The organism is Streptomyces sp. NPDC048600, from assembly GCF_055587025.1.
The window spans coordinates 19,845-43,591 of the sequence record NZ_JBVJGZ010000041.1 but is presented as its reverse complement, the minus strand read 5'-3'; the positions used below and the strand labels follow the sequence as shown (position 1 = coordinate 43,591).

22 protein-coding genes are annotated in these 23,747 nt (G+C 71.6%); 11 read left to right on the top strand and 11 right to left on the bottom strand.

Annotated features, from left to right (window positions below):
- Window positions 1-61: 61 nt before the first annotated feature.
- The 3 genes from ACZ6SQ_RS35285 to ACZ6SQ_RS35275 form a co-directional block, all read right to left on the bottom strand.
- Window positions 62-1,549, bottom strand: coding sequence for a glutamate synthase subunit beta (locus ACZ6SQ_RS35285; RefSeq protein ID WP_469569528.1), 1,488 nt, complete (start codon window positions 1,547-1,549; stop codon window positions 62-64).
- Between the two features lie 150 nt (window positions 1,550-1,699).
- Window positions 1,700-2,179, bottom strand: coding sequence for an anthrone oxygenase family protein (locus tag ACZ6SQ_RS35280; RefSeq protein WP_469569525.1), 480 nt, complete (start codon window positions 2,177-2,179; stop codon window positions 1,700-1,702).
- A gap of 223 nt (window positions 2,180-2,402) precedes the next feature.
- The gene (locus ACZ6SQ_RS35275; RefSeq protein ID WP_469569523.1) at window positions 2,403-3,101 is read right to left on the bottom strand and encodes a DUF2293 domain-containing protein; all 699 of its coding nucleotides are present in this window, start codon (window positions 3,099-3,101) and stop codon (window positions 2,403-2,405) included.
- A gap of 111 nt (window positions 3,102-3,212) precedes the next feature.
- Between ACZ6SQ_RS35275 and ACZ6SQ_RS35270 the strand changes: the two genes are divergently transcribed.
- Together ACZ6SQ_RS35270 and ACZ6SQ_RS35265 are read left to right on the top strand one after the other, a co-directional pair.
- Window positions 3,213-3,845, top strand: a complete 633-nt coding sequence (locus ACZ6SQ_RS35270; protein ID WP_469569520.1) for a nucleoside/nucleotide kinase family protein — start codon at window positions 3,213-3,215, stop codon at window positions 3,843-3,845.
- A 245-nt stretch (window positions 3,846-4,090) separates the two neighbouring features.
- A complete protein-coding gene (locus ACZ6SQ_RS35265; RefSeq protein WP_386386324.1) occupies window positions 4,091-4,510 on the top strand; it encodes a CBS domain-containing protein in 420 nt (139 codons plus the stop codon).
- A 103-nt stretch (window positions 4,511-4,613) separates the two neighbouring features.
- Here the strand turns inward: ACZ6SQ_RS35265 and corA are convergent, their stop codons facing one another.
- Complete coding sequence (gene corA / locus ACZ6SQ_RS35260) at window positions 4,614-5,741, bottom strand: magnesium/cobalt transporter CorA (RefSeq protein ID WP_469569518.1); 1,128 nt, start codon at window positions 5,739-5,741, stop codon at window positions 4,614-4,616.
- A 307-nt stretch (window positions 5,742-6,048) separates the two neighbouring features.
- Here corA and ACZ6SQ_RS35255 point away from each other — a divergent pair, with 307 nt between their 5' ends.
- Window positions 6,049-6,981 (top strand): methyltransferase domain-containing protein, encoded by a 933-nt coding sequence (locus ACZ6SQ_RS35255; RefSeq protein ID WP_469569516.1) that lies wholly within the window; start codon window positions 6,049-6,051, stop codon window positions 6,979-6,981.
- Between the two features lie 214 nt (window positions 6,982-7,195).
- On the opposite strand, the gene ACZ6SQ_RS35250 is transcribed toward ACZ6SQ_RS35255, so the two are convergent.
- The 3 genes from ACZ6SQ_RS35250 to ACZ6SQ_RS35240 all read right to left on the bottom strand — a co-directional run bounded on the left by ACZ6SQ_RS35250 (window position 7,196) and on the right by ACZ6SQ_RS35240 (window position 9,678).
- A complete protein-coding gene (locus tag ACZ6SQ_RS35250) occupies window positions 7,196-8,128 on the bottom strand; it encodes a carbohydrate kinase family protein (RefSeq protein ID WP_469569514.1) in 933 nt (310 codons plus the stop codon).
- Window positions 8,125-9,030, bottom strand: coding sequence for a pseudouridine-5'-phosphate glycosidase (locus tag ACZ6SQ_RS35245; protein WP_469569512.1), 906 nt, complete (start codon window positions 9,028-9,030; stop codon window positions 8,125-8,127). Before ACZ6SQ_RS35245 ends, ACZ6SQ_RS35250 begins: the two co-directional genes overlap by 4 nt.
- Before the next feature lie 93 nt (window positions 9,031-9,123).
- Window positions 9,124-9,678 (bottom strand): methylated-DNA--[protein]-cysteine S-methyltransferase, encoded by a 555-nt coding sequence (locus ACZ6SQ_RS35240; protein WP_469569510.1) that lies wholly within the window; start codon window positions 9,676-9,678, stop codon window positions 9,124-9,126.
- Window positions 9,679-9,994: 316 nt separating this feature from the next.
- Between ACZ6SQ_RS35240 and ACZ6SQ_RS35235 the strand changes: the two genes are divergently transcribed.
- The 7 genes from ACZ6SQ_RS35235 to ACZ6SQ_RS35205 all read left to right on the top strand — a co-directional run bounded on the left by ACZ6SQ_RS35235 (window position 9,995) and on the right by ACZ6SQ_RS35205 (window position 18,806).
- Complete coding sequence (locus tag ACZ6SQ_RS35235) at window positions 9,995-10,834, top strand: MHYT domain-containing protein (protein WP_469569509.1); 840 nt, start codon at window positions 9,995-9,997, stop codon at window positions 10,832-10,834.
- 39 nt (window positions 10,835-10,873) lie between these two features.
- Window positions 10,874-13,021, top strand: a complete 2,148-nt coding sequence (gene uvrB / locus ACZ6SQ_RS35230) for an excinuclease ABC subunit UvrB (RefSeq protein WP_469569506.1) — start codon at window positions 10,874-10,876, stop codon at window positions 13,019-13,021.
- A 183-nt stretch (window positions 13,022-13,204) separates the two neighbouring features.
- Entirely contained in the window at window positions 13,205-13,783 is a 579-nt protein-coding gene (locus ACZ6SQ_RS35225; RefSeq protein ID WP_386386309.1) for a TerD family protein, read from the top strand.
- 58 nt (window positions 13,784-13,841) lie between these two features.
- Entirely contained in the window at window positions 13,842-15,911 is a 2,070-nt protein-coding gene (locus tag ACZ6SQ_RS35220) for a TerD family protein (protein WP_469569503.1), read from the top strand.
- Window positions 15,912-16,173: 262 nt separating this feature from the next.
- Window positions 16,174-17,175 carry a TerC family protein gene (locus tag ACZ6SQ_RS35215; protein WP_469569501.1) on the top strand — a complete coding sequence of 334 codons (1,002 nt, stop codon included), beginning with the start codon at window positions 16,174-16,176 and terminating at the stop codon, window positions 17,173-17,175.
- Between the two features lie 131 nt (window positions 17,176-17,306).
- Window positions 17,307-17,606 carry a hypothetical protein gene (locus tag ACZ6SQ_RS35210; protein WP_386386303.1) on the top strand — a complete coding sequence of 100 codons (300 nt, stop codon included), beginning with the start codon at window positions 17,307-17,309 and terminating at the stop codon, window positions 17,604-17,606.
- A gap of 99 nt (window positions 17,607-17,705) precedes the next feature.
- Window positions 17,706-18,806 (top strand): calcium:cation antiporter, encoded by a 1,101-nt coding sequence (locus ACZ6SQ_RS35205; RefSeq protein ID WP_469569498.1) that lies wholly within the window; start codon window positions 17,706-17,708, stop codon window positions 18,804-18,806.
- 85 nt (window positions 18,807-18,891) lie between these two features.
- Here the strand turns inward: ACZ6SQ_RS35205 and ACZ6SQ_RS35200 are convergent, their stop codons facing one another.
- Window positions 18,892-20,202 (bottom strand): MFS transporter, encoded by a 1,311-nt coding sequence (locus tag ACZ6SQ_RS35200; protein ID WP_469569496.1) that lies wholly within the window; start codon window positions 20,200-20,202, stop codon window positions 18,892-18,894.
- A gap of 62 nt (window positions 20,203-20,264) precedes the next feature.
- Window positions 20,265-21,311, bottom strand: coding sequence for a S66 family peptidase (locus ACZ6SQ_RS35195; protein WP_469569494.1), 1,047 nt, complete (start codon window positions 21,309-21,311; stop codon window positions 20,265-20,267).
- A 103-nt stretch (window positions 21,312-21,414) separates the two neighbouring features.
- Between ACZ6SQ_RS35195 and aroQ the strand changes: the two genes are divergently transcribed.
- Window positions 21,415-21,888 carry a type II 3-dehydroquinate dehydratase gene (gene aroQ, locus ACZ6SQ_RS35190; protein ID WP_469569493.1) on the top strand — a complete coding sequence of 158 codons (474 nt, stop codon included), beginning with the start codon at window positions 21,415-21,417 and terminating at the stop codon, window positions 21,886-21,888.
- 299 nt (window positions 21,889-22,187) lie between these two features.
- Here the strand turns inward: aroQ and ACZ6SQ_RS35185 are convergent, their stop codons facing one another.
- Window positions 22,188-22,844 (bottom strand): MBL fold metallo-hydrolase, encoded by a 657-nt coding sequence (locus ACZ6SQ_RS35185; RefSeq protein ID WP_469569491.1) that lies wholly within the window; start codon window positions 22,842-22,844, stop codon window positions 22,188-22,190.
- 150 nt (window positions 22,845-22,994) lie between these two features.
- Window positions 22,995-23,678, bottom strand: coding sequence for a maleylpyruvate isomerase family mycothiol-dependent enzyme (locus ACZ6SQ_RS35180; protein WP_469569489.1), 684 nt, complete (start codon window positions 23,676-23,678; stop codon window positions 22,995-22,997).
- Window positions 23,679-23,747: the final 69 nt, after the last annotated feature.

Genomic DNA, 23,747 nt, shown 5'->3' with positions numbered 1-23,747 from the left:
GCGCGGCCGACGCGCCGAGTTCCTCACACCGCCCGACGGCGCACGCGTGGCCGGGCCTCTCTCACACCGACATCGGACGGTCGAACGGCGACACGGGCGCCGGCAGCCGCGAACTCCCGGTCAGACGGCGGTCGACCGCAGCCGCCACTGCCCTGCCCTCCGCGATCGCCCAGACGATCAGCGACTGTCCCCGTGCCGCGTCCCCGGCCGCGAACACGCCCGGCACGTTCGTCGCGAAGTCCGCGTCCCGGGTGATCGTCCCGCGCGGCTCCAGCGCGATTCCGAGCTGGTCGACGAGCCCGTCCTCCCGGTCGGGCCCGGAGAAGCCGAGTGCCAGCAGCACCAGGTCGGCGGGCAGCTCGCGCGCGGTCCCCGGCAGCGGCCGGCGCCGCTCGTCGACCTCCACCAGGTGCAGCGCCCGCACCCGTCCCTCCACGTTCCCGGTGAAACGCAGGGTCGACGCCGCGAACAACCGCGCGTCGGCGTCCGCCGCCGGTGCCGTCCGCAGATCCCGCGCCTCCTCGTGCGCGGCGGACAGCCGGTAGAGCTTCGGGTACACCGGCCACGGCTCGGCGTCCTCGTCGCGGGTCTCGCCCGGCTGCGCGTAGATGTCCAGCTGCGTCACCGACGCCGCTCCCTCGCGGATCGCCGTCCCCAGGCAGTCGGCCCCGGTGTCGCCGCCGCCCACGATCACCACGTGCCGGCCGTGCGCCGACATCGGCGACCGCTCCAGATCGCCCTCACACACCCGGTTGGCCAGCGGCAGATACTCCATCGCCTGATGGATGCCGGCCAACTCTCTCCCGGGAACGTGCAGTTCCCGCCAGGCGGTGGCGCCGGTCGCGACGACGACCGCGTCATGGCGCGCCCGCAGCTCGGCGGCGCCGACGTCCCGCCCCACCGCCGTCGAGGCACGGAACCGCGTGCCCTCCTCCCTCATCTGCGCCAACCGCCGCTCCAGATGGCGCTTCTCCATCTTGAACTCGGGGATGCCGTATCGCATCAGCCCCCCGATCCGGTCGTCCTTCTCGTACACCACGACCGTGTGCCCGGCCCGGGTCAACTGCTGTGCCGCGGCGAGTCCCGTGGGCCCCGACCCGATCACCGCCACCGTCTTCCCGGACAGCCGGTCCGGCGGCCGAGGAGGCGCGAACCCCTCCTCCCAGGCCCGGTCGGCTATCGCGCACTCCACGTTCTTGATCGTCACCGCCGGCTGGTTGATCGCCAGCACGCACCCCGCCTCGCACGGTGCCGGGCACAACCTCCCGGTGAACTCCGGGAAGTTGTTCGTCGCATGCAGCCGGTTCGCGGCCGCCCGCCAGTCGTCGCGCGCGACCAGGTCGTTCCACTCGGGGATCAGATTCCCCAGCGGACACGCCTCGTGGCAGAACGGGATCCCGCAGTCCATGCACCGGTCCGCCTGCCCGCCGACGATCGGCAGCATCGCCCCGGGGACGTACACCTCGTCCCAGTCCCGGACGCGCTCCTCCACCGGCCGCCGGGGCCACTCCCGGCGAGGTGTCGTCATGAACCCCTTGGGATCTGCCATGGCCGTCATCCTTGCCTGCGCGTACGACCGGCCGTGCCCCGTTCGACGGCACTCCTTGGGCCACGATACGTCCCATTCGTCCGGTCTGCAGAGGGGTGGACGGCGCCCGCGGGAGCAGCTGTGACAGCGCTTTCCGGGCGGACGGAGCGGTCAGGATATGCCGAGGACGAACAGCACCGCGGCCGCCGAGGAGGCGACCAGCCGCACGTGGTTCCACAGCGTCCACTCGCGCACATACACCGGCCAGTACGCGTCCGCCTCAGGGGTGCCCGGCTCCAGTCGCAGCAGGGCGTCGTTGCGCGGCACGTTCGCCGCGACGGTCACCCCGAACGACCCGAACAGATACAGCGCGCACCCCGCCAGCAACTCGACCCTCCCCTCCCGCGGCCACTCCACGAACGTCATCACCGCCAGCACCGCGCAGAGCACGGCCGACCCGATGAACACGCTCATGAACGCCGGTCTGGGCGCCGCCCTGTTGATCGAGTTCATCGCCGCCACCCCCTGCGCCGCAGGAAGCCCGGCCAGCCCCCGCATCACGAACGTAGAGAAGGCGCAGAACGCCCCCGCCACGAGCCCCGTCCCCAGGACCCCCAGCACCGTCAGCCAGAAGTACACGCCCTCGATCATCACCGCACCCCGTTCCCGTCCCTGCCCCGGTGAGCACCGGGCCGTCGTGCCTGCCGTCACCTTCAGTCAATGCCGTGGAGGCCCCGCGAGCCATGGGCGAGGGACGCGACGGCATACGCGAGCGTCCAGCGGCGCTCCGCGTCCGGGCTCGGCACCCTCCCTCGTCCGTGTCCGTCCGCGCGTGCGACGACCGGGCCCGCCCGTATGGGCCGACCCCTCCTTCTCACCCCGCGGAGTCGATGCCCGCCTCCTGCCACCCGCGCAACACCGTCGCCACGGCCGGCGTGATCCGCCGTCGTGCCTCGTGCCGCGCCACGCCGTTCATCAGCAACTGGTCGTACGGCGTGTCCACATGCCGCACCGAGGCCACGACCGCCGAGGTCACCGCGCTCTCGGTCAACGCCCGCCCGGCGGCACTGCGTCCCACGCGCCCGCTGCCACGCAGCGAGGCATGCCCGGCGATCTCGCGGGCGCGCTCCTCGGGACAGCCCGGGAAGAGCCGCGATATCTCCCCGGCGAACGCCTCCGCGAAGCGCGCGTCCTCGGCCGACCGCCGACGCGCGTCCCTCGCCCTGCGCCGACGCCGTGCCTCCGCGTCCTCGAGACACCTGGCCTCGGCCCGTACGAGCGCCGCCTCCTCGACCAGGACGCCCTGCCGCTCGTACCGGCTCCGGCGCCGGTTGAACCGCACCACCACCGCGGACAGCCCGCTCTCCTCCCGCGCCCTGCGCGTCAGCGCCGCATCGCCCCGCGGCAGGAACACCAGGTGCCCGAGGTCGCAGCAGTCGAGACAGCGGGGCGCCCCCTGCTCCAGCACGAGCAGGGACAGCGGCCCACCACGGCACACCGAGCAGCGCTTCCTCTTCGGGGACTGGACGACGAGAAGTCCTGCGCCGCGCGCGTGAGTTGTGGGAACGGCCATACCCGCTTCATGCCCCTCGACCCCCTTCGATCCACTCCATGGTCAGGACCTTCTCCCTGAGGCGCCCGCACCCGTTCTCCGGCCGGTCCGGGCGCGCGGCATCATGGCCGTGTGCGACTCGAAGCGATCACCTGGGAGCGGCTCGCAGACGCCCTCGCCGACCGTCTGCTCGACCTCGAACCGGCCGACGGCAGCCCCTGGCCGCGTGTCGCCTTCGACGGCGCCCCCGCCGCTCGGCCCGGAGACCTGGCCGAGCGCGTGTCGGACGCCCTGCGCCTGCGCGGTCGCCCCTCGCTCCTCGTGGGCGCGGAGGGCTTCCTGCGCCCCGCGTCCGTCCGGCTGGAGTACGGCCACCAGGACCTGGAGGCCTATTACGGCGGCTGGCTCGACACCAGTGCCCTCTGGCGCGAGGTGTTCGGCCCCCTCGAACCGGGCGGTGACGGGCGCGTCCTGCCCGACCTGTGGGACCCGGTCACCGACCGGGCCACCCGCACGCCCTACGTCCGACTCCCGCAGGGCGCGGTGCTGCTGTTCCACGGACCCCTCCTTCTGAAGAACTGGTTCCCCTTCGATCTGACCGTCCACGTCCTCCTCTCCTCCGGCGCCCTGAACCGCCGCACCCCCGAGGCCGACCGCTGGACGCTCCCCGCCTTCGAGCGCTACACCCACGAGACCGACCCGGCCGGCGTCGCGGACGTCGTCGTGCGGGCCGACGACGCACGCCGTCCGGCGTGGAACGGCTGACGCGCGCGACGGCGGCTCACGTCGACCGCGTCCGGTCGATCACGGCTGCCGACACCCGCGCGCCGCCGCTGGCCACGGCCGGAGCAGGTGTCCAGGCCGGTTCCGGTGCTGGTCCCAGCCCTGGTGGGGCGGGGGTGCCACAGGCTCCGGGTGCGGGCGTCCGGCGGCGCGGAGAGAATGAAGGGCGCCGGGACTAGCGGCGCGTCCGGCGCCGCTCCGGCCGTCCGGCCCCGGGAGGTACGTTCATGACCACCGCCGGAGACATCATGCACCGCGGTGCACAGTGGATCCCCGCTCACGAGACCCTCGACCGCGCCGCGCAGTTGATGCGCGAGCTCAACGTCGGAGCCCTGCCCATCGGCGACCAGAACGACCGGCTCTGCGGCATCCTCACCGACCGCGACATCGTCGTCGGCTGTGTCGCCATGGGGCGTGACCCGGCGAAGGTGACCGCCGGTGAGATGGCCCACGGCACGCCCCGCTGGATCGACGCGGGTGCCGACCTCGGCGACGTGATCCGGGAGATGCAGGACCACCAGATCCGCAGGCTCCCCGTCATCGAGAACAAGCGTCTCGTCGGCATGATCAGCGAAGCCGACCTCGCCCGGCATCTGTCGGACGACCAGATCGCGACCTGGGTGGAACGGGTCTACGCCCAGGCCTGACCGGCCGCCCGCACCCGACTCGCACCACCCCGCCCCGTCCGGTCCTCCGTACCGGGCGGGGCGCCCTTGCGCGTGGCTCCGAGCCGGAGCGTGGTCGCCGCGCTCAGAGCCAGCCGTTGCGCCGGAAGCCGCGGTAGAGCGCCATACAGGCCGCGGCTATGACGCCGAGGACCATGCCGTACCCGTAGCGCCAGTGGAGCTCCGGCATGTGGTCGAAGTTCATGCCGTACACCCCGCAGACCATGGTCGGTACGGCGACGATGGCCGCCCACGCCGTGATCTTGCGCATGTCCTCGTTCTGCGCGACCGTCACCTGCGCGAGATGCGCCTGGAGGATCGAGTTGAGCAGTTCGTCGAACGCCGCGATCTGCTCCGTCGCCCGTATGAGGTGGTCGGAGACGTCCCGGAAGTAGGCCTGTATCTCCGGGTCGACCGCTCGCATCGGCCGGTCGGCGAGGTCCAGCAGCGGACGGCCCAGCGGGACGACGGCCCGCTTCAGCTCCAGCAGTTCCCGCTTGAGCTGGTAGATGCGGCCGGGGTCGGCACGCGCGCCGTTCTCCGCGAAGACGTCCGTCTCCACCTGGTCGATGTCCAGTTGCACCGACTCGATGACATTGAGGTACTCGTCGACCACATGGTCCGCCACCGCGTGCAGTACGGCGGACGGGCCCTTGGCCAGTTGGGAGGGGCTGGACTCCAGCTCCTCGCGCAGTGGTCCGAGCGAGCCGTGCCGGCCGTGCCGCACCGTGACGACGAAGTCGGAGCCGACGAAGACCATGATCTCGCCGGTGTCGACCACCTCGCTCGTGGCGGTCAGCTCCTCGTGCTCCACGTAGCAGACCGTCTTGAACACGGCGAACAGCGTGTCGCCGTACCGCTCCACCTTTGGTCGCTGATGCGCCTCGATCGCGTCCTCGACGGCCAGCGGATGCAGGTCGAACAGCTCGGCCACGCCCGCGAACTCATGGTCCGTCGGCTCGTGCAGCCCCAGCCACACGAAGCCGTCGCTGCTCTTGCGCAGGCGTTTCACGATGTCGGCCAGGTCGCCTTCGAGGGTGACCCGGGTGCCGTTGTCGTAGGCGATGCAGTTGACCACGGAGGAGCCCAGGGGCGACCGGGCGGGATGGCTCAGGTCGACCCGGCGCCGCCGTCGGGCCAGACGCGCCACTCTGCGGAGACCGTCGACCGTGCCGAGGCTCGTGACCTTCCGCAGATTCCCTGCCATGGACATCGGGGCTCCTTGCGTGGTTCTTCCTGCGCCGCCTTCCCGCGCCTTGTCGCGCCAGTTTGCCAGGAAGCAACCGGGAGCGGGTGAGGCTGTGGGTAGCACGGATTCCACTTGGTTCCAGCCTGTGGACGACGGGTGAGGAGGGGAAAGAGGTCGGTGGGGGACGGGCAACGGGCGTGTACCCCGCATGGTCCGGTTCGTGCCGGACGCCGTCCTGCCGGAGGCCGGCACGCGGGCGCGGTGGTGGACATCCGGCCCTCCCCGAGCGTCGCCACAGTCCGACAACCCGGACAACTGGGATGATCGTGGTATGACGCAAACCGACGGACATCTGCTCGACGGCCTCGGTCATCGCGACCACAGCCCACAACCCGCCCCCCAGCCCGAGCAGCCGGCCGAACTTCTCGGTCATCTCGCCCCGCGCGACTCCCGGGAGCCGCGTGCGGCCACCCCCGACCCCCGGCGGGACGAGCTCGCGCGCCGACGGGCCGAGGTGGCGGAGTGGCGCGCGGCCTTCGCCGCGCTGTTCGACCCCGTGACGTTCCGGCACTTCGAAGGGTTCGGCGTCGGCCCCGGCTGGCGCTGCTGGGAGAGCGGCGCGTCCGGCCCGAGCGTGGTCTCCTGGCTCGCGAAGAAGGTCGGCCCCACCGGCAAGGTCATGGCGACCGCCACCGACCTCTCCTGGTCCGACTCCCCGGCCCGGCCGCCGGTCGAGCTGCGGGTGCACGACATCGCCGCGCAGGAGCCGCCGGGGGAGGGGTTCGACCTGATCCACGCCCGGCTGGTGCTCGGCCGGGTGCCCGATCGGGAACGGGCGTTGCGTTCCATCGTCAAAGCGCTGCGGCCCGGCGGACGCCTGCTGGTGGAGGACACCGACGCCACCCTGCAACCGCTGCTCTGCCCCGACGAGTCCGGCCCGGAGCAGCAGTTGGCGAACCGGCTGCGGCAGGGCGTGCGTTCCCTGCTGGCCCACCACGGGGTCGACCTCGCCCACGGCCGCACCCTGCCGCGTCTGCTGCGCGAGGCCGGTCTGCGTCAGGTGGAGGCCGACGCCGGTTTCCCCGTCACCTCCCCGGCCTGCGCGGCACTCGAATCGGCGACGATCCGCCAGGTCCGCGGCCGGCTCGTCGCCCTGAACCTGGCCACCGACGCCGACATCGACCGCCATCTGTCCCACATCTCCACCGGCGAGATGGACCTGGCCGCCCCCACCCTCATCTCGGCCTGGGGCCGCAAGGCATAGCCGACCCGGCAGACCCGCGCTCCCACCCGCGGCGGGCGGACCGTGGCGGCGGCGCTCACCACGGCGACCACGTACCCGCGCCCCACCCGCGCACGGCGGACCTGCCCACACCCGGACCGATGCCGGCCACCACACCCCCGTGCCGGTCCGGTCCGCCTGACACACCGGACCCACGCCGGGCGCCGCACAGCCCGGCCACCCGGGCCCGCCAGGCCTACTCCCGCCCCTCGGCCCCCGTGCGCCCGGGCGGTCGGCCCCCTATCCGCTCCACCGCCGCAGCCCCCGCCCGTGCCCCCTCCGCCGCGGCCTCCTCGGGCTCGGCACCCCTGAGCAGCGCGGCGAGGAACCCGCCGGTGAAGGCGTCGCCCGCGCCGGTTGTGTCGCGAGGCGTCGCGGGTACGGCGGGGACGCGGGCGCGTACGACGCCCGACCGCGCCACCACCGCACCGGCCGCGCCCTGTTTGGCGACGACCAGCGGGACGCGGCGGCTGAGCTCGGCCGCCGCGTCCCGGGCGTCCGCCAGACCGGTCAGCAGACACGCCTCGTCCCGGCTGGGCAGCAGGACGTCCACCCCCTCGACGAGAGCCAGGAAACGGTCCACGCCCAGGCCCTTCAGAAACCCCGACGAGGCCGGATCGAGGCTCACCGGCACCCCGCGCGCGCGGGCCGACCCGACCGCCCTGGTCACGAGGGCCCGGCTCGGCTCGGAGAACAGCAGGTACCCCGACAGATGCAGCCACGCGACACCGTCCAGCAGCGAGTCCCGCCAGTCCTCGGGACCGAGCCGCAGGGAGGCGCCGCTGTCGGTGAGGAAGGTGCGCTCCGCGGACGCCTCGGCGTCCACCAGGCACACCACGGTCCCGGTCGGCTCCGTCGGATCGACGACGAGGAGCGGCCGTACGCCGTAGGCCTCCAGTTCCCGCTCGTGCCAGGCCGCGGAGTCCGCGCCGACCCGCCCCAGCATCCGCACGTCCGGGCATCCCCGGTGCGCGGCCCAGCAGGCGACATTTGCGCCCGCGCCGCCCGGCACCAGGCTGATCGCCGCCGCCGTGTCGGTGCCCGCGTCGAGCGGGCCGCGATGCCGGGCGACGACGTCCGTGATCACGTCGCCCGCCACCAGCAGCGCCCCGCCCAGGGCTCCGGTCACTCCCCGGCCCAGGCCGCCGCGATCCGCGCGGCCAGACGCACATTGCCGCGCACCGCCGCGAGATTGGCGCTCAGCGAGGCACCGTCGGTGTGCCGGACGAGATGGTCGAGCAGGAACGGAGTGACCGCCTGACCGCTGATCCCCTCCGCCTCGCATGCGCGCAGGGCGTCGGCAAGCACCCGCGCGTGCAACTCCGGGTCGAGCTGCTCCGCCTCCGGCACCGGGTTGGCGACGATCAGCGCCGACTCGGCCGCGCCGAGCGCGTCCTGCGCCCGCATCACCCCCGCGACCTCCCCGGGACTGTCCAGCCGCCACTCCACCGGATGTCCCGAGTCGGACAGATAGAAGCCGGGGAAGCGGTCCGTGCCGTATCCGGCCACGGCGACACCGAGCGTCTCCAGCCGCTGCAAGGTCGCCGGCACGTCCAGGATCGACTTCACCCCCGCGCACACCACCGTGATCCGGGTACGCGCCAGCAGGCCCAGGTCGGCCGACTCGTCCTGCGTCACCGTCCACTCCCGGTGCACACCGCCGAGCCCGCCCGTCGCGAACACCCGCACCCCGGCCAGAGCCGCCAGCGCGGAGGTCGCCGACACGGTCGTCGCGCCGCTCGCCCCGGACGCCACGGCCAGCGGCAGGTCGCGGTGGCCCAGCTTGCGGATGCCGTCCTCGTTGGCGACGCGTTCCAGCTGCTGCTTGTCCAGGCCGACCAGGGGCCGGCCGTCCAGGACCGCGATCGTCGCCGGCACGGCTCCCTCGCGCCGGACAGCGGCCTCCAGCTCCAGCGCCACCTCGAGATTGCGCGGGCGCGGAAGCCCGTGCGCGATGATCGTGGATTCCAGAGCCACCACCGGGCGACGCGTCTCGACCGCTTCCCGCACCTCTTCGGACACCACCAGCACGCGCCTGCCTCCTGTCTGTCGGGTCTCCCCTCATCTCTGGCGGGCGGCGCTGCCGGTCAAACCCTCACGATCAAGAGGCTCGGGCCGGCCGCCTCAGAACAGCGGCTCGGGCAGCACACCCTCCAGGGCGAGCAGCTTGCGCTTCGTCTCCAGACCTCCGCCGAACCCGCCGATGCCGCCGTCGCTCTCCACGACCCGGTGGCAGGGCACCACCACCGGCAGCGGGTTGGAACCCATCGCGACCCCCACGGCCTGCGCCGCGCCCGGCTGGCCGACGCGCCGGGCGAGGTCGCCGTAGCCGACGACCGCCCCGTACGGCACACCGGCGGCCAGCTCGCGCAGCACCTGCCGGTTGAAGCCGGAGATCAGCGACCAGTCCAGCGGCAGCTCGAAGCCGTGGCGCCGGCCGGAGAAGTAGGCCTCGACCTGGGATATCGCCTCGGCCAGCAGCGGGGAACCGGGGTCCTCCACCGGGTCGGTGCCCAGGCGCGATCTCAGCCGCTCCAGCGCCGTGTCGCGCACCGGATCGGTGGCGTGGAAGACGACGTTGACCAGGCCCTCGCGGGTCGCCGCGAGGAGCAGCGGACCGATGTCGGTGCCGACGACGGCCCACACGACCTGCTGCTCGCCCTGCCCATGGCTGTTCATGCGACCACCGTACGGCCCGCCACTGACAACGTCCGGTGATCAGGCGTTCTCGCGGCCGGCGGCACCGGGCAGGTCGGCGGCACCGGGCAGGTCGGCGGCACCGGGCACGCCAGCCGCATCGGGCACGCCGGCGGGCGTCTCCGGTCGCTCACCTGGGCCGCACAAGTGGGGCGGGGTTGTGTTTCTTTACCGGAAAATCGTTCGAGCGTTCCAGTGGAGGTCATACTCTCTGCACTCGACCTGACCGCCCGAGCGGTTTCGGGAGGGGCGGATAACAGGGCGTTGCGGGACGCACAGGGCGGAAGGGCAACCGCGCATGCAGGGCACGGTCGACGGATTCAGCTACGGGCTGGTCACCCCGGTGGTGGCCTATCTGATGGCCTGCCTCGGCGGTGCCCTGGGTCTGCGCTGCACCACAAGATCGATGCTGGTCGAGTCCTGGCGCCCCGGATGGCTCGCCCTGGGCTCCGCCGCCATCGGCTCCGGCATATGGACCATGCACTTCATCGCCATGATGGGCTTCACCGTCGACGAGGTCCCGGTCCACTACGACCGGCCCACCACATACGCCAGCCTCGGCGTCGCCATCGTCATGGTGGGGGTCGGGATCTTCATCGTCGGCTACAAGGGCGCCCGCGGCGCGGCCCTGTTCACCGGCGGCACGATCACCGGGCTCGGCGTCGCCTCCATGCACTACCTGGGTATGGCCGGACTGCGCCTCGACGGAAAGCTCCAGTACAACACCCTCACCGTCGCCGCGTCGGTCGTGATCGCCATGGCCGCCGCCACCGCCGCCCTGTGGGCCGCGGGACAGGTGCGAGGTTTCGCCTGGAGCGTCGGCGCCAGCCTCGTCATGGGACTCGCCGTCAGCGGCATGCACTACACGGGCATGGCCGCGCTCAGCGTCCACCTGCACGGAACGGCCGACCCGTCCGCCGGTGACTCGCCCGCCGCCCTGCTCGCCCCGATGCTGATCGGACCCCTTGCCTTCCTCGGCCTCGCCGGAGTCGTCGTGCTGTTCGACCCCCTGATCGTCACCGGCAGACAGGACCGGCCCCGCGCGGAACCGAAGCCCGGCGTGCCCGCCCACGCCCCCGCCGAACCCGCCTCCGCGCGCCGCCTCACCCGAAGCGCACGGGCCCCGCAGAACCGATAGCCGGCCCCGTTGTCAGTGGCGGGTCGTACGGTGGATCCCATGCGGCCCGTTTCCCACATCGAACGCACGGTGGCGCCCATTGAGGTCGTCAGCCCCTACCAGCCCAACGGCGACCAGCCGACGGCCATCGCCGACCTGGCCAAGCGCATCGAGGCCGGTGAGAAGGACGTCGTCCTGCTGGGCGCGACCGGCACCGGCAAGTCCGCCACCACCGCGTGGATGATCGAGAAGCTCCAGCGCCCCACCCTGGTGATGGCGCCGAACAAGACGCTGGCCGCCCAGCTGGCGAACGAGTTCCGCGAGCTGCTCCCGAACAACGCGGTCGAATACTTCGTCTCGTACTACGACTACTACCAGCCCGAGGCCTACGTCCCGCAGTCGGACACCTACATCGAGAAGGACTCCTCGATCAACGAGGAGGTCGAGCGCCTGCGGCACTCCGCGACCAACTCGCTGCTCACCCGCCGTGACGTCGTGGTGGTCGCCTCGGTGTCCTGCATCTACGGCCTCGGCACGCCCCAGGAGTACGTCGACCGCATGGTCCCGCTTCGCGTGGGCGACGAGCTCGACCGCGACGAGCTGCTGCGCCGCTTCGTGGACATCCAGTACACGCGCAACGACATGGCGTTCACCCGGGGCACCTTCCGGGTGCGCGGCGACACCATCGAGATCTTCCCGGTCTACGAGGAGCTCGCCGTACGGATCGAGATGTTCGGCGACGAGATCGAGGCCCTGTCCACCCTGCACCCGCTCACCGGCGAGATCATCAGCGACGACCAGCAGCTGTACGTCTTCCCGGCCTCGCACTACGTCGCCGGCCCCGAGCGCATGGAGCGGGCCGTCAACGACATCGAGAAGGAGCTCGGCGAGCGCCTCTCCGAGCTGGAGAAGCAGGGCAAGCTCCTGGAGGCCCAGCGCCTGCGGATGCGCACCAGCTACGACATCGAGATGCTCCGCCAGATCGGCACCTGCTCGGGCGTGGAGAACTACTCGATGCACTTCGACGGCCGCGAGCCGGGTTCCCCGCCGAACACCCTGCTGGACTACTTCCCGGAAGACTTCCTGCTCGTCATCGACGAGTCCCATGTGACGGTGCCGCAGATCGGCGCCATGTACGAGGGCGACGCCTCCCGCAAGCGCACCCTCGTCGAGCACGGCTTCCGGCTGCCCTCCGCCCTGGACAACCGCCCCCTGAAGTGGGAGGAGTTCCAGAAGCGCATCGACCAGACCGTGTACCTGTCGGCGACGCCCGGCACCTACGAGATGTCCCGCTCGGACGGTGTCGTCGAGCAGATCATCCGCCCGACCGGTCTGGTCGACCCCGAGGTCGTCGTCAAGCCCACCGAGGGACAGATCGACGACCTGGTGCACGAGATCCGCGGCCGGGTCGAGAAGGACGAGCGCGTCCTCGTCACCACGCTCACCAAGAAGATGGCCGAGGACCTCACCGCCTACTTCCTGGAACTGGGCATCCAGGTGCGCTACCTGCACAGCGACGTCGACACCCTGCGCCGCGTCGAGCTGCTGCGCGAGCTGCGCAGTGGCGAGTACGACGTGCTGGTCGGCATCAACCTGCTGCGCGAGGGCCTGGACCTGCCCGAGGTGTCCCTGGTGGCGATCCTCGACGCCGACAAGGAGGGCTTCCTGCGGTCGGGCACCTCGCTGATCCAGACCATCGGCCGCGCGGCGCGCAATGTCTCCGGCCAGGTCCACATGTACGCCGACAAGATCACCCCGGCGATGGAGAAGGCCATCGACGAGACCAACCGCCGCCGGGAGAAGCAGATCGCGTACAACAAGGCGAACGGCATCGACCCGCAGCCGCTGCGCAAGAAGATCAACGACATCGTCGCGCAGATCGCCCGCGAGGACGTCGACACCGAGCAGCTGCTCGGCACGGGCTACCGGGCCAAGAAGGACGGCCGCGGAACCAAGGCGCCGGTGCCCTCCCTCGGCGACAAGGCGGCCAAGGGCGCGAAACCGGCCAAGTCCGCCAAGGGCAAGGCGAAGGAGACCGTGCCGACGGACCGGCCCGCCGCGGAACTCACCGAGCAGATCGAGGAACTGACCGCGCGGATGCGCGCCGCCGCGGCCGACCTCCAGTTCGAGATCGCGGCACGCCTGCGGGACGAGGTGTCCGAGATGAAGAAGGAACTGCGCCAGATGAAGGAGGCTGGCCTCGCCTGACGGGGCCCTCGGGGCGCCGCCCGTCACTCGGGTCGGCGCCCGAGCCGCCTTGTCGTCCGTGCTGTGTTGCAAGACCGACACAAAGTACGGTCCCGGGTTCGGCAGCGCAGGTGCGCGTGCGTAGGGTTTCGGTCAGCCGCGTACTTCGCGGCAACAGGGGAAGTTCGAGAGGGGAATCAGCGCGTGACCGTCAACATGACCAAGGGTCAGGCCATCAGTCTGCAGAAGAACGACGGCGGCAGCCTGAGCGCGGTGCGCATGGGTCTCGGCTGGCAGGCGGCGCCCCGCCGTGGCCTGTTCGGCTCGCGGACCCGCGAGATCGACCTCGACGCCTCCGCGGTCCTGTTCGCCGACAAGCAGCCGGTCGACGTCGTCTTCTTCCGCCACCTGGTGAGCGACGACGGCTCCGTACGCCACACCGGTGACAACCTCGTCGGTGGCGTCGGCCAGGGCGGCGACGACGAGGCCATCCTCGTCGACCTCCAGCGCGTCCCGGTCCACATCGACCAGATCGTCTTCACCGTGAACTCCTTCACGGGCCAGACGTTCCAGGAGGTGCAGAACGCGTTCTGCCGTCTCGTCGACGAGAGCAACGGCCAGGAGCTGGCCCGCTACACCCTCGCCGGCGGCGGCGCCTACACCGCCCAGATCATGGCCAAGGTGCACCGCACCGGCGGCGGCTGGACGATGACGGCCCTGGGCTCGGCGGCCAACGGCCGCACCTTCCAGGACCTGATGCCGGCCATCCTGCCGGTTCTGTAAGACCCGCGCGGCGAGCGGAACACGACACCATCAAGAGCGACACAGGGGGACGAAGGCGATGACGGCCGAGCTGGTGCGGGGGCAGAACCACCCGCTCTCCCAGACCCGACTAGAGATCCGGGTCTCGGCCGGCAAGCCGATCGTGGCCGGGGCCACCCTCAGCGACGAGCACGGCACCGTGCACGGCGTCGAGTGGGTGGCCCACCCCGGCGCGCCCACGCTGCCGGGCCTGGAGGTCTCCCGGCAGGCTGCCGCCGACCACCGTCTGGCGGTCGACCTGGACGCCATGCCGGACAGCGTGCACCGGATCAGTGTGCTGCTCGCCCTGCCGACAGGTGTCGGAGGCCCGGCCAGCTTCGGCGCCGTGGCCGCCCCCTTCGTCGCCGTCACCGGCCTCGACGGCACCGAGGTCGCCAGCTACACCATCACCGGCCTCGAGGCCGAGTCCTCCGTCGTCGCCCTGGAGCTGTACCGCAGACAGGGCGCGTGGAAGGTGCGCGCCATCGGCCAGGGGTACGCGGGCGGCCTCGCCGAGCTCCTCGCCGACCAGGGTCTGGCCGAGGCGCAGCAGCTCGCGAGCGGGATCAACGAGGCCGTGACGCAGGGCATGGCCCGCTCCGTGGCCGCGCCCCCGCCGCGCACCGCGGACGCCGACCGCTCCCGGCAGACCGCCGCCCCCGCGCTGGGCCCGGACCAGAGCGGCTCCTCGTACGGCGGGACGAGCCCGCAGACCGGGGCGTCGTACGGCGGCGCGAGCCCGCAGACGGGCCAGGTGCCCCTGCCCGGTACCCCACAGACGGGGCAGACGCCGCTGCCGGACACCCCGCAGCCGACGAGCTTCACCGGCGGACCGGACTCCGCCGACTCCTCCTCCGTCACCCAGTCCGCCGCGCCCGGCTCCGGCGGCCCCGTCGACTACAGCCATCCCCGCAGGCAGAACGCGGCTCCGCCGCCGCCCCCGCCGGCCGCGCCCCCGGCCCGGCCGGGGCAGCCCGCGACGCCGGTGGCGGGCGACGCGAGCGGCTGGTCGATGGACGAGCGGCTGTACAACCAGGTGTGGGGCATGTTCGAGGACCTCGCCCGCACCGCGGCGTCCTACCGCAGCGCCGTCGACTTCGCCGACTCCCGTATGGAGAAGGAACTCGACCAGGTGCTGTCCGACCCGCGCGCCCGGATCGGCGGACAGGGCGATGCCGCGCGGGAGGCCGCGCAGGCCAAGCGCGACCAGCTGATCGACCAGGCTCGGCAGTCCCTCGAGAGGGACGTCGCGCAGCTGACGGCCGAGGCGGACGTCGTCGAGCCCGCGCTGCCGGCCCCCTACGCCCGCTGGGACAACCCGGTGTGGCACGCCTACCGGGTCCCGATGGAGATGCCGATGGCGGTGCGCCTGGGCGAGCTCCATCTGCCCGAGTGCGCCGAGCTGCGCATCCCGATGCTGGTCCGGCTGCCGCTGGAGCGCGGCCTGTGGATCGACAGCGGGCGCACGGGATCGACGGACGGCACCTTCACGGACTCCCACGACCGGCGGCGGCTCGGCATGGAGACGGCCGTGGCGCATGCCGCGCGGCTGCTCGCGGTGCATCCGGCGGGCGAGTTCACCGTGCATGTCATCGACCCCGCGGGCTCGGGCGCCCAGGCGCTCGCTCCGCTCGTGCAGACCGGTGTGCTGGCGAGCCCGCCCGCGCACGGCGCCGCCGGGGTCACCGAGGCGCTGGCCCGGCTGACCCAGCGGGTGGACCTGGTGCAGATGGCCGTGCGCGGCGGTGCGTCCGACGCGCTTCCGCCCGGGTTCGACACCTCGCAGCAACTGCTGGTGGTCAACGATTTCCCGCACGGCTTCGACGACCGTGCCGTCAACCAGCTGCGCTATCTCGCGGACGAGGGCCCGGCCGTGGGCGTCCATCTGATGATGGTCGCCGACCGTGAGGACGCCTCGGCCTACGGCCCGTTGCTGGACCCGCTGTGGCGTTCGCTGCTGCGACTGACCCCGGTGGCCGACGACCACCTCGCCGACCCCTGGGTGGGGCACTGCTGGACCTACGAGCCCCCGCTCGTGCCGCCGGGCAGCCAGGTCCTCCCTCAGGTGCTCACCCAGGTCGCCGCGGCCCGGCGTGAACTGAACCGCTGATTGACCAAGCACGAGTAAAGGCCTGCTGACCAGCGCATTTACCCTTCCCTTTACCTCTCTCTTTACCTTTCCTTGGTGATTGGGGTACTCTCTTCCGCACGGAGGGGAGTACTCCCTGCCAACTGCGGCGACCCCGTCAATACGGATCAGGCCAGATCCCGGGGCGTCGGCCCGAGCCCGCACGGTGCTCCCGGGTGGAAGAGACCTCCGGCAGCGACGACGCTGACTGACTTGTTTGCCGTTACGTACTGCCGGAGGCGCAGTGGATGTTTCCGTGACCCTGTGGGTCCTGACAATCGTGGGTCTCGCGGCCCTTATCGCGGTCGATTTCTTCATCGGCCGCAAACCCCATGACGTGTCCGTCAAGGAAGCCGGAATCTGGACGGTCGTCTGGATCGTCCTGGCCGGCCTCTTCGGTGTCGGCCTGCTGATCTTCGGCGGAGGCCAGCCGGCCGGCGAGTTCTTCGCGGGCTACATCACCGAGAAGTCGCTCAGCGTCGACAACCTCTTCGTCTTCGTCCTGATCATGGCGAAGTTCGCGGTGCCCTCGCAGTACCAGCAGCGGGTGCTGCTGGTCGGTGTCCTCATAGCCCTGGTCCTGCGCGCGATCTTCATCGCCGCCGGAGCCGCGATCCTCGCCAGCTTCGCGTGGGTGTTCTACCTCTTCGGCGCCTTCCTCATCTGGACGGCCTGGAAGCTCATCCAGGAGGCCCGTGCCGAGGAGAACGACGAGGAGTACGAGGAGAGCAAGCTGCTGAAGGCGGCCGAGCGCAGGTTCGGTGTCGCCGACCGCTACCACGGCACCAAGCTGTGGATCCAGCAGAACGGCAAGCGCGTCATGACCCCGATGCTGGTCGTGATGCTCGCCATCGGCACCACCGACGTCCTGTTCGCGCTCGACTCGATCCCCGCGATCTTCGGTCTCACGCAGGACCCGTACATCGTCTTCACCGCCAACGCGTTCGCCCTGATGGGTCTGCGGCAGCTGTACTTCCTCATCGGCGGCCTGCTGAAGAAGCTGGTCCACCTGTCGTACGGCCTGTCGATCATCCTGGGCTTCATCGGCGTCAAACTCGTGCTGCACGCCCTGCACGAGTCCGGCGTCCATGTCCCGGAGATCAGCATTCCCGTCTCGCTCGGGGTGATCTGCGCCGTCCTGATCGTCACCACCGTCACCAGTCTGATGGCGACGAGGAAGCAGGCGGCGGCCGAGGCGGCGCGCGCCGAGGGCGAAGGCGCTGCGAAGGACAGCGTCGAGGCCTGACCGCGTCCGACGTACGAAGAACCAGCACCGGGAGGGAGCCGTGTCGCGTTGCCGAGCGCCCCTCCCGGTGTTTGTTTGGGTGCCGTGCGTGTTCCCTGACCCGGGGACGCCGTGGCCGCCTGGAGGCACCCATGAAGTTCGTACAGATCATCGACTTCGAGACCGAGCGCCTGGACGAGATGGAGCAGCTGCTCGAAGAGGCCGCGCGGCACAGGGGTGACAAGAAGGGCGGCCCGACCCGCCGCATGCTCCTGAAGGACCGCGACAACGCGCACCGCCACTACCTCCTCGTCGAGTTCGACTCATACGAGGAGGCCATGCGCAACAGCGAAGACCCCGAGACCACCAAACTCGCCGAACAAATGGGTGCACTCGCCTCCAACCGCCGCTTCGTCAACTGCGACCTGCTGGACGCGCGCGACCTCGGGTAAAGACGCGCACAGCGGGCCGCGCACACCGCCGCGTCCCTCGGACGGCCACCCCATCCGGCCTGAAATGCGGGGCCCGTCCACCTCTGGGAGGATCACCGCATGATCGCCAGGCTCCGGTCGCTCGTCACTCTCTGGACGTCGCTCGTGCCGGTGCTCGCGGTGGTCCTCCTGGTCTTCACCTGGGGCCGTGATCTGCCCGGCGCGGTCGTGGCGGTGGTGACAGTGGTCCTGGCCGGTGCCGTACTGGCGGCCGTCCACCACGCCGAAGTGGTCGCCCACCGCGTCGGTGAACCCTTCGGCTCACTGGTGCTGGCCGTCGCTGTGACGATCATCGAGGTGGCCCTCATCGTCACCTTGATGGCCGACGGCGGCGACAAGAGCGCCACTCTGGCCAGAGACACCGTCTTCGCCGCCGTGATGATCACTTGCAACGGCATCGTCGGCATCTGTCTGCTGGTGTCCTCGCTGCGCCACGGCACCGCCGTGTTCAACTCCGAGGGCACGGGCGCCGCCCTGGCGACCGTCGCGACGCTGGCCACGCTCAGCCTGGTGCTGCCGACCTTCACCACGAGCAAACCCGGCCCCGAGTTCTCCACCGTCCAACTGACCTTCGCCGCGCTGTCGTCGCTGATCCTCTACGGACTGTTCGTGGCGACCCAGACCGTGCGCCATCGCGACTACTTCCTGCCGATCACCCGCCAGGGAGAGGTGATCACCGCCGAGGACCACGCCTCCGCGCCCTCCTCCCGCACCGCGCTGATCAGCCTCGGGCTGCTCGGCCTGGCCCTGGTCGGAGTGGTCGGGCTCGCCAAGGGCGTGTCACCGACCATCGAGGACGGGGTGGAGGCGGCCGGGCTGCACCAGGCAGTCGTGGGCGTGATCATCGCGATGCTGGTGCTGCTGCCCGAGACCATCGCCGCACTGCGCTCCGCCCGCCGGGACCGCGTCCAGACCAGCCTCAACCTCGCCCTCGGCTCCGCCATGGCCAGCATCGGCCTGACCATCCCGGCGGTCGCGCTGGCCACGCTCTGGCTCTCCGGCCCGCTCGTCCTCGGCCTCAGCGCCATCCACATGGTGCTGCTGACCCTGACCATCGTGGTGGGCTCGCTGACGGTCGTACCGGGCCGGGCGACACCGCTTCAGGGCGGCGTGCATCTGGTGATCTTCGCGGCGTACCTGGAACTGGCGATCAACCCTTAGGTTGACGATCACCCGTGGGCCGACGATCACCCCTAGGCCGACCAGCAGCCCGTAGGAACGCGCGACGGCTCCGGCCCACGGCGTCTCAGCCCGCCGCCGCCTCCGCGCGCACCGCCTTCACCCGCGCCGGCCGCGTCTCCGGCAGCAGCGCGAAGCAGCCCAGGCTGAGCAGCGCGACGGCCGTCAGATACGCGGCCACGCCCCACGGCACCCGCCCGCCCTGCTCGGCCAGGGCCGTGGCCACGATCGGGGTGAGGGCGCCACCGAGCACCCCGCCGAGGTTGTAGCCGACCGCCGCGCCCGTGCACCGCACCCGGGGTTCGTACAGCTCCGGCAGATACGCCGCGACGATCGCGAACATCGTGATGAACGCCAGCAACGCGCCCAGGATCCCGGCGAACATCAGCAGCGGCTCCCCGGTGGACAGCAGCGCGACCATCGGGAACATCCACACAACGGCCGCCGAGCAGCCGGCCAGGCACATCGGCCGCCGCCCGTACCGGTCGCCCAGCAGGGCCGCCACCGGCGTCAGCGCCCCCTTCACCACCACCGCGGCCATGATGCAGGCCAGCATGACGGTACGGCTCACGCCGAGCCGCTCGGTGGCGTACGCGAGGGACCAGGTCGTCACGGCGTAGAAGATCGCGTACCCGACGGCCAGGCCGCCCGCCGTCAGCAGGACGAGCCGCCAGTGCCCACGCACCACCTCGGCGAGCGGCACGCGCGCGTGGTCGTCGAGTTCGAGGAAGCTGGGGCTCTCGGCGAGCGAGGAGCGCAGCCACAGACCCACCACGGCCAGCACCCCGGCCGCCCAGAAGGGCACCCGCCAGCCCCACTGCGCGAACTGCGCCTCGGACAGCGAGGCCGCCAGCACCAGCGTCACACCGTTGGCCAGCACGAAGCCCACCGCGGGGCCCACCTGCGGGAAGCTCGACCACAGCCCGCGCCGCTCGGCCGGGGCGTGCTCGGCCGTCAGCAGCACCGCGCCGCCCCATTCCCCGCCGAGGCCCAGCCCCTGGAGAAAGCGCAGCACCAGCAGCAGGACGGGGGCGGCCACCCCGATGCTGTCGTACGTCGGCACGCAGCCGACCGCGACGGTCGAGGCGCCGGTCAGCAGCAGCGAGGCGACGAGGACCGGCCGTCTGCCGCGCCGGTCCCCGATGTGCCCGAACAGCACCGACCCGAGAGGCCGCGCCACGAACCCCACGCCGAACGTCCCGAAGGCGGCCAGCGTCCCCGCGACCGGGGAGAAGGTCGGGAAGAACAGCGGCCCCAGGACGAGAGCCGCGGCCGTGCCGTAGACGAAGAAGTCGTAGAACTCGATGGCCGTCCCGGCGAGCGAGGCGGTCGCGAGCCGCAGCATGCTGGGCGCCCTCACGGTGCGTACGTCGTGCATGCCGCGTCAACTACCCACGGTGACGACGAGTTACGGGGGCGCACGGAAGTGCGGTGTGAGCCTCAGTAAGTGACGGTGATGCGCCGGGCGGGCCCGTCGACACGGATCAGGCCGCCGTAGGGGAGCACGAGTTGGGGATCGGTGTGCCCGAAGTCCACGTCGAAGACGATGGGAGTGTTGGGCGCATACACCCGCATGACACTCTGGACGGCCTCGCGCTGCTCGTCGGCGTAACGCGCACCCTCCTCGGGAGTGTTGGGGCGCTCGAAGGACCAGGTCTTGGCGCGGCCCATCAGCAGGGCGGAGAAGCGCCGCAACAGGCCGCGCTCGCCCATGTTGCGCATGATGCGGAAGACCTCCGTGGCGCTCGGCAGTTCCTCCGTGGTCTCCAGGAGGAGGACACCGCCGTCGTACTGGCCGAGGTCGGGCGCGATCTCCCGGTCCGCCATCAGCAGCCAGGCCAGGATCTCCAGACAGCCGCCCCAGCTGCGGCCCTCCACCACGCGGTCGGCGTTCACCCAGGTCCAGCCGGACCCGGGACGCATCTCCGGCTCGGACTCGAAGGTCTCCGGGTCCGCCCAGTCGCGGTTGACGTCGCCCCAGCGCTCGGCGGGCCTCAACTCGTAGGTGCCCGAGGTGAACAGTGCCGCACGCAGCGAGTCCGCGGTCAGCGGATGCATGGCGCCGGGGCGGCCGAGGGCGGTCATCACGGTCGCGCCGTGGTAGCCGACGATGCCGGTGTTGTACAGGTAGGCCAGCAGGTTGGTGTTGTCGCTCATCCCGAAGAACGGCTTCGGGTTCGCCCGGATCAACTCCCGGTCCAGCAGCGGCAGCACGGTGATCTGGTCGTCACCGCCGATCGACGCCATGACCGCCTTGACGTCGGGGTCGGCGAACGCGGCGTGGATGTCGTCGGCCCGCTCCCGGGGCGTGGAACCCATCTTCCGGGTCGCGGGGTACTCGACCGGCTCGAGCCCGAACTCCTTCCGCAGCCGCTCCAGGCCGAGTTCGTGCGGCCGGGGGAACAGTCCCGGAAGCCCCGAGGCCGGGGAGATGACGGCTATACGGTCGCCCGGAACGGGCTTCGGCGGATACGAGGGCCTGATCATGGCGAGATGCTACGGGCGGCCTCGGGCCCGGCGCACCGTGATAAACCGGGTCCGACGAGCGGTCCCCGGTGGGCCGCGCCACCTGAACGGACCGGAGGAAGCCGTGCCCCGCACCCTGGCCAACGCCCCGATCATGATCCTCAACGGGCCCAACCTCAACCTGCTCGGCCAGCGTCAGCCGGAGATCTACGGCTCCGACACGCTCGCCGACGTCGAAGCGCTGTGCGCCAAGGCGGCGGGCGCGCACGGCGGCACGGTGGACCTCCGTCAGTCCAACCACGAGGGTGAACTGGTCGACTGGATCCACGAGGCCCGCCTCGACCACTGCGGCATCGTCATCAACCCCGGCGCCTACTCGCACACCTCGGTCGCGATCCTGGACGCGCTCAACACCTGCGACGGCATGCCGGTGCTGGAGGTGCACATCTCCAACATCCATCAGCGGGAGACGTTCCGGCACCACTCCTATGTCTCACTGCGCGCCGACGGAGTCATCGCGGGCTGCGGCGTGCAGGGGTACGTGTTCGGCGTGGAGCGGGTCGTGGCGCTGGTGGGGGCGGCACAGGCCCAGGCGTGAGGCTTCCGCGGCCCGCGCGAGGCGCACGGGACGCCTGCCCGGGCCGCCGGCCGAGGGCGGGGATCGAAGGGCCGGCGGCCCCTTCCGCGCGGGAGCCGTCGTTCCCGCGCGGGGCAGCTCCCAGTTGACCGCCGGATCGCGGGTGCCGGCAGCGTGCGCAGGGCGCCGGAATGTGCGCGTGGTTCACACGGGGCGCGCACCGCACGCCACGCGCTGCCCCCGTCGCGCACCGCACGCCACGCGCTGCCCCCGTCGCTCACCGCACGCCACGCGCCGCGCCCAGGTGTTGCCCGCGTCGCTCACCAGCCGCGCGCGTGCCACTCCGGCAGCTGCGGGCGCTCGGCGCCGAGCGTGGTGTCGTTGCCGTGTCCCGGGTAGACCCAGGTCTCGTCGGGGAGCGCGGCGAAGATCTTCGTCTCCACGTCGTGGATGAGGCTCGCGAACGCCTCGGGATTCTGGTGGGTGTTCCCCACACCACCGGGGAACAGACAGTCCCCCGTGAACACATGAGGATGCCCGTGCGGGTCGTCGTAGACGAGGGCGATCGAACCGGGGGTGTGCCCGACGAGGTGGCGCGCGGTCAGCTCCACGCGCCCCACGCGGATGATGTCGCCGTCGTCGACGAGCACGTCGGTCGGCACGGGGATGCCCTCGGCGTCGTCCCGGCCGGCATAGGTGCGCGCGCCGGTCGCCTCGACGACGTCGGCGAGCGCCTGCCAGTGGTCCCCGTGCTGGTGGGTGGTGACGACGGACGCGATGCCGTCGTCACCGATCATGCCGAGCAGCGTGCCCGCCTCGCTGGCCGCGTCGATCAGCAGCTGCTCGTCCGTGGCCCGGCAGCGCAGCAGATAGGAGTTGTTGTCCATCGGGCCGACCGCGATCTTGGTGATCATCAGGTCCTTGAGCTCGTGCACATCCGCCGGGCCGCCGACCGTCACCTGTCCGCTGTACGTCATGGCGGCAGACTATCGCCGGGAGCCCGGCCGGGCCGCCGGAGGCGGGGCCGGTCCGGAACCGCTCGAGAACGGCTCGGGCCGACCGCCGGTGCGGCCTCGCGGACGACGGGACTTTCGAAGAGTGCCCAGAAGAAACGCCCAGAAGAACGCCTAGAGGGGCGGCAGCTTCGGCAGCGTGCCGCCTTCCACCGACAGGGAGCCGCCGTCGCGGCGTCCGGCGAGCCAGCCGACGAGGTCGGCGCCGCTGCCCGTGACGGTGACCTCGGGGTCGCCCGCGCGGCCGGTGCTCCACGCGCGCGTGCCGTCGCTCAGCAGGGTCGGCGACACGTCGGGGTGCCCCGAGAAGCGCTCCGCGAGGAAGTCGATCTCCCGCTCCGTGAACTCGGCGGGCAGATCCTCCAGCTCGTAGCCGATCCCGAGGTCGACGTGGTGCAGTTCGATCTCGACCCACCGCCGGAAGACCACACGGGCCGCCGAGTCGGTCACTCCGTTGCGCAGCTCCACCCTGCGCGACCAGTCGCCCGGCGCCTCGGTCGCGGCCCGGAACCGTGCGGCGCTCTCGCGCACGTCCCCGATCTGGTCGTCCAGCGGGCGCGGGGCGTCGCGTTCGATGTCGGAGTCACGGGCCTCGGCCGAGGCGTACATGGGGCGGCCCTCGAAGACGTTCACCAGGGCGTCCGCGTTGCGGGCGAGGTGGGCGAGCACATGGCCACGGCTCCAGCCGGGCAGGCGTGACGGTTCGGTCACCGCGGCGTTGTCCATCTTGGCGACCGCGATGAGCAGCCGTTCCGTCGCGTTCTGTAGACAGGCCAGGTCATGAACGTGATCAATCATGGTGCTGACCCTAGCCCCCGCCACTCCTTCGGGTGAAGGAGTCGGATCCCGCCCGTAAATCGAATGCGC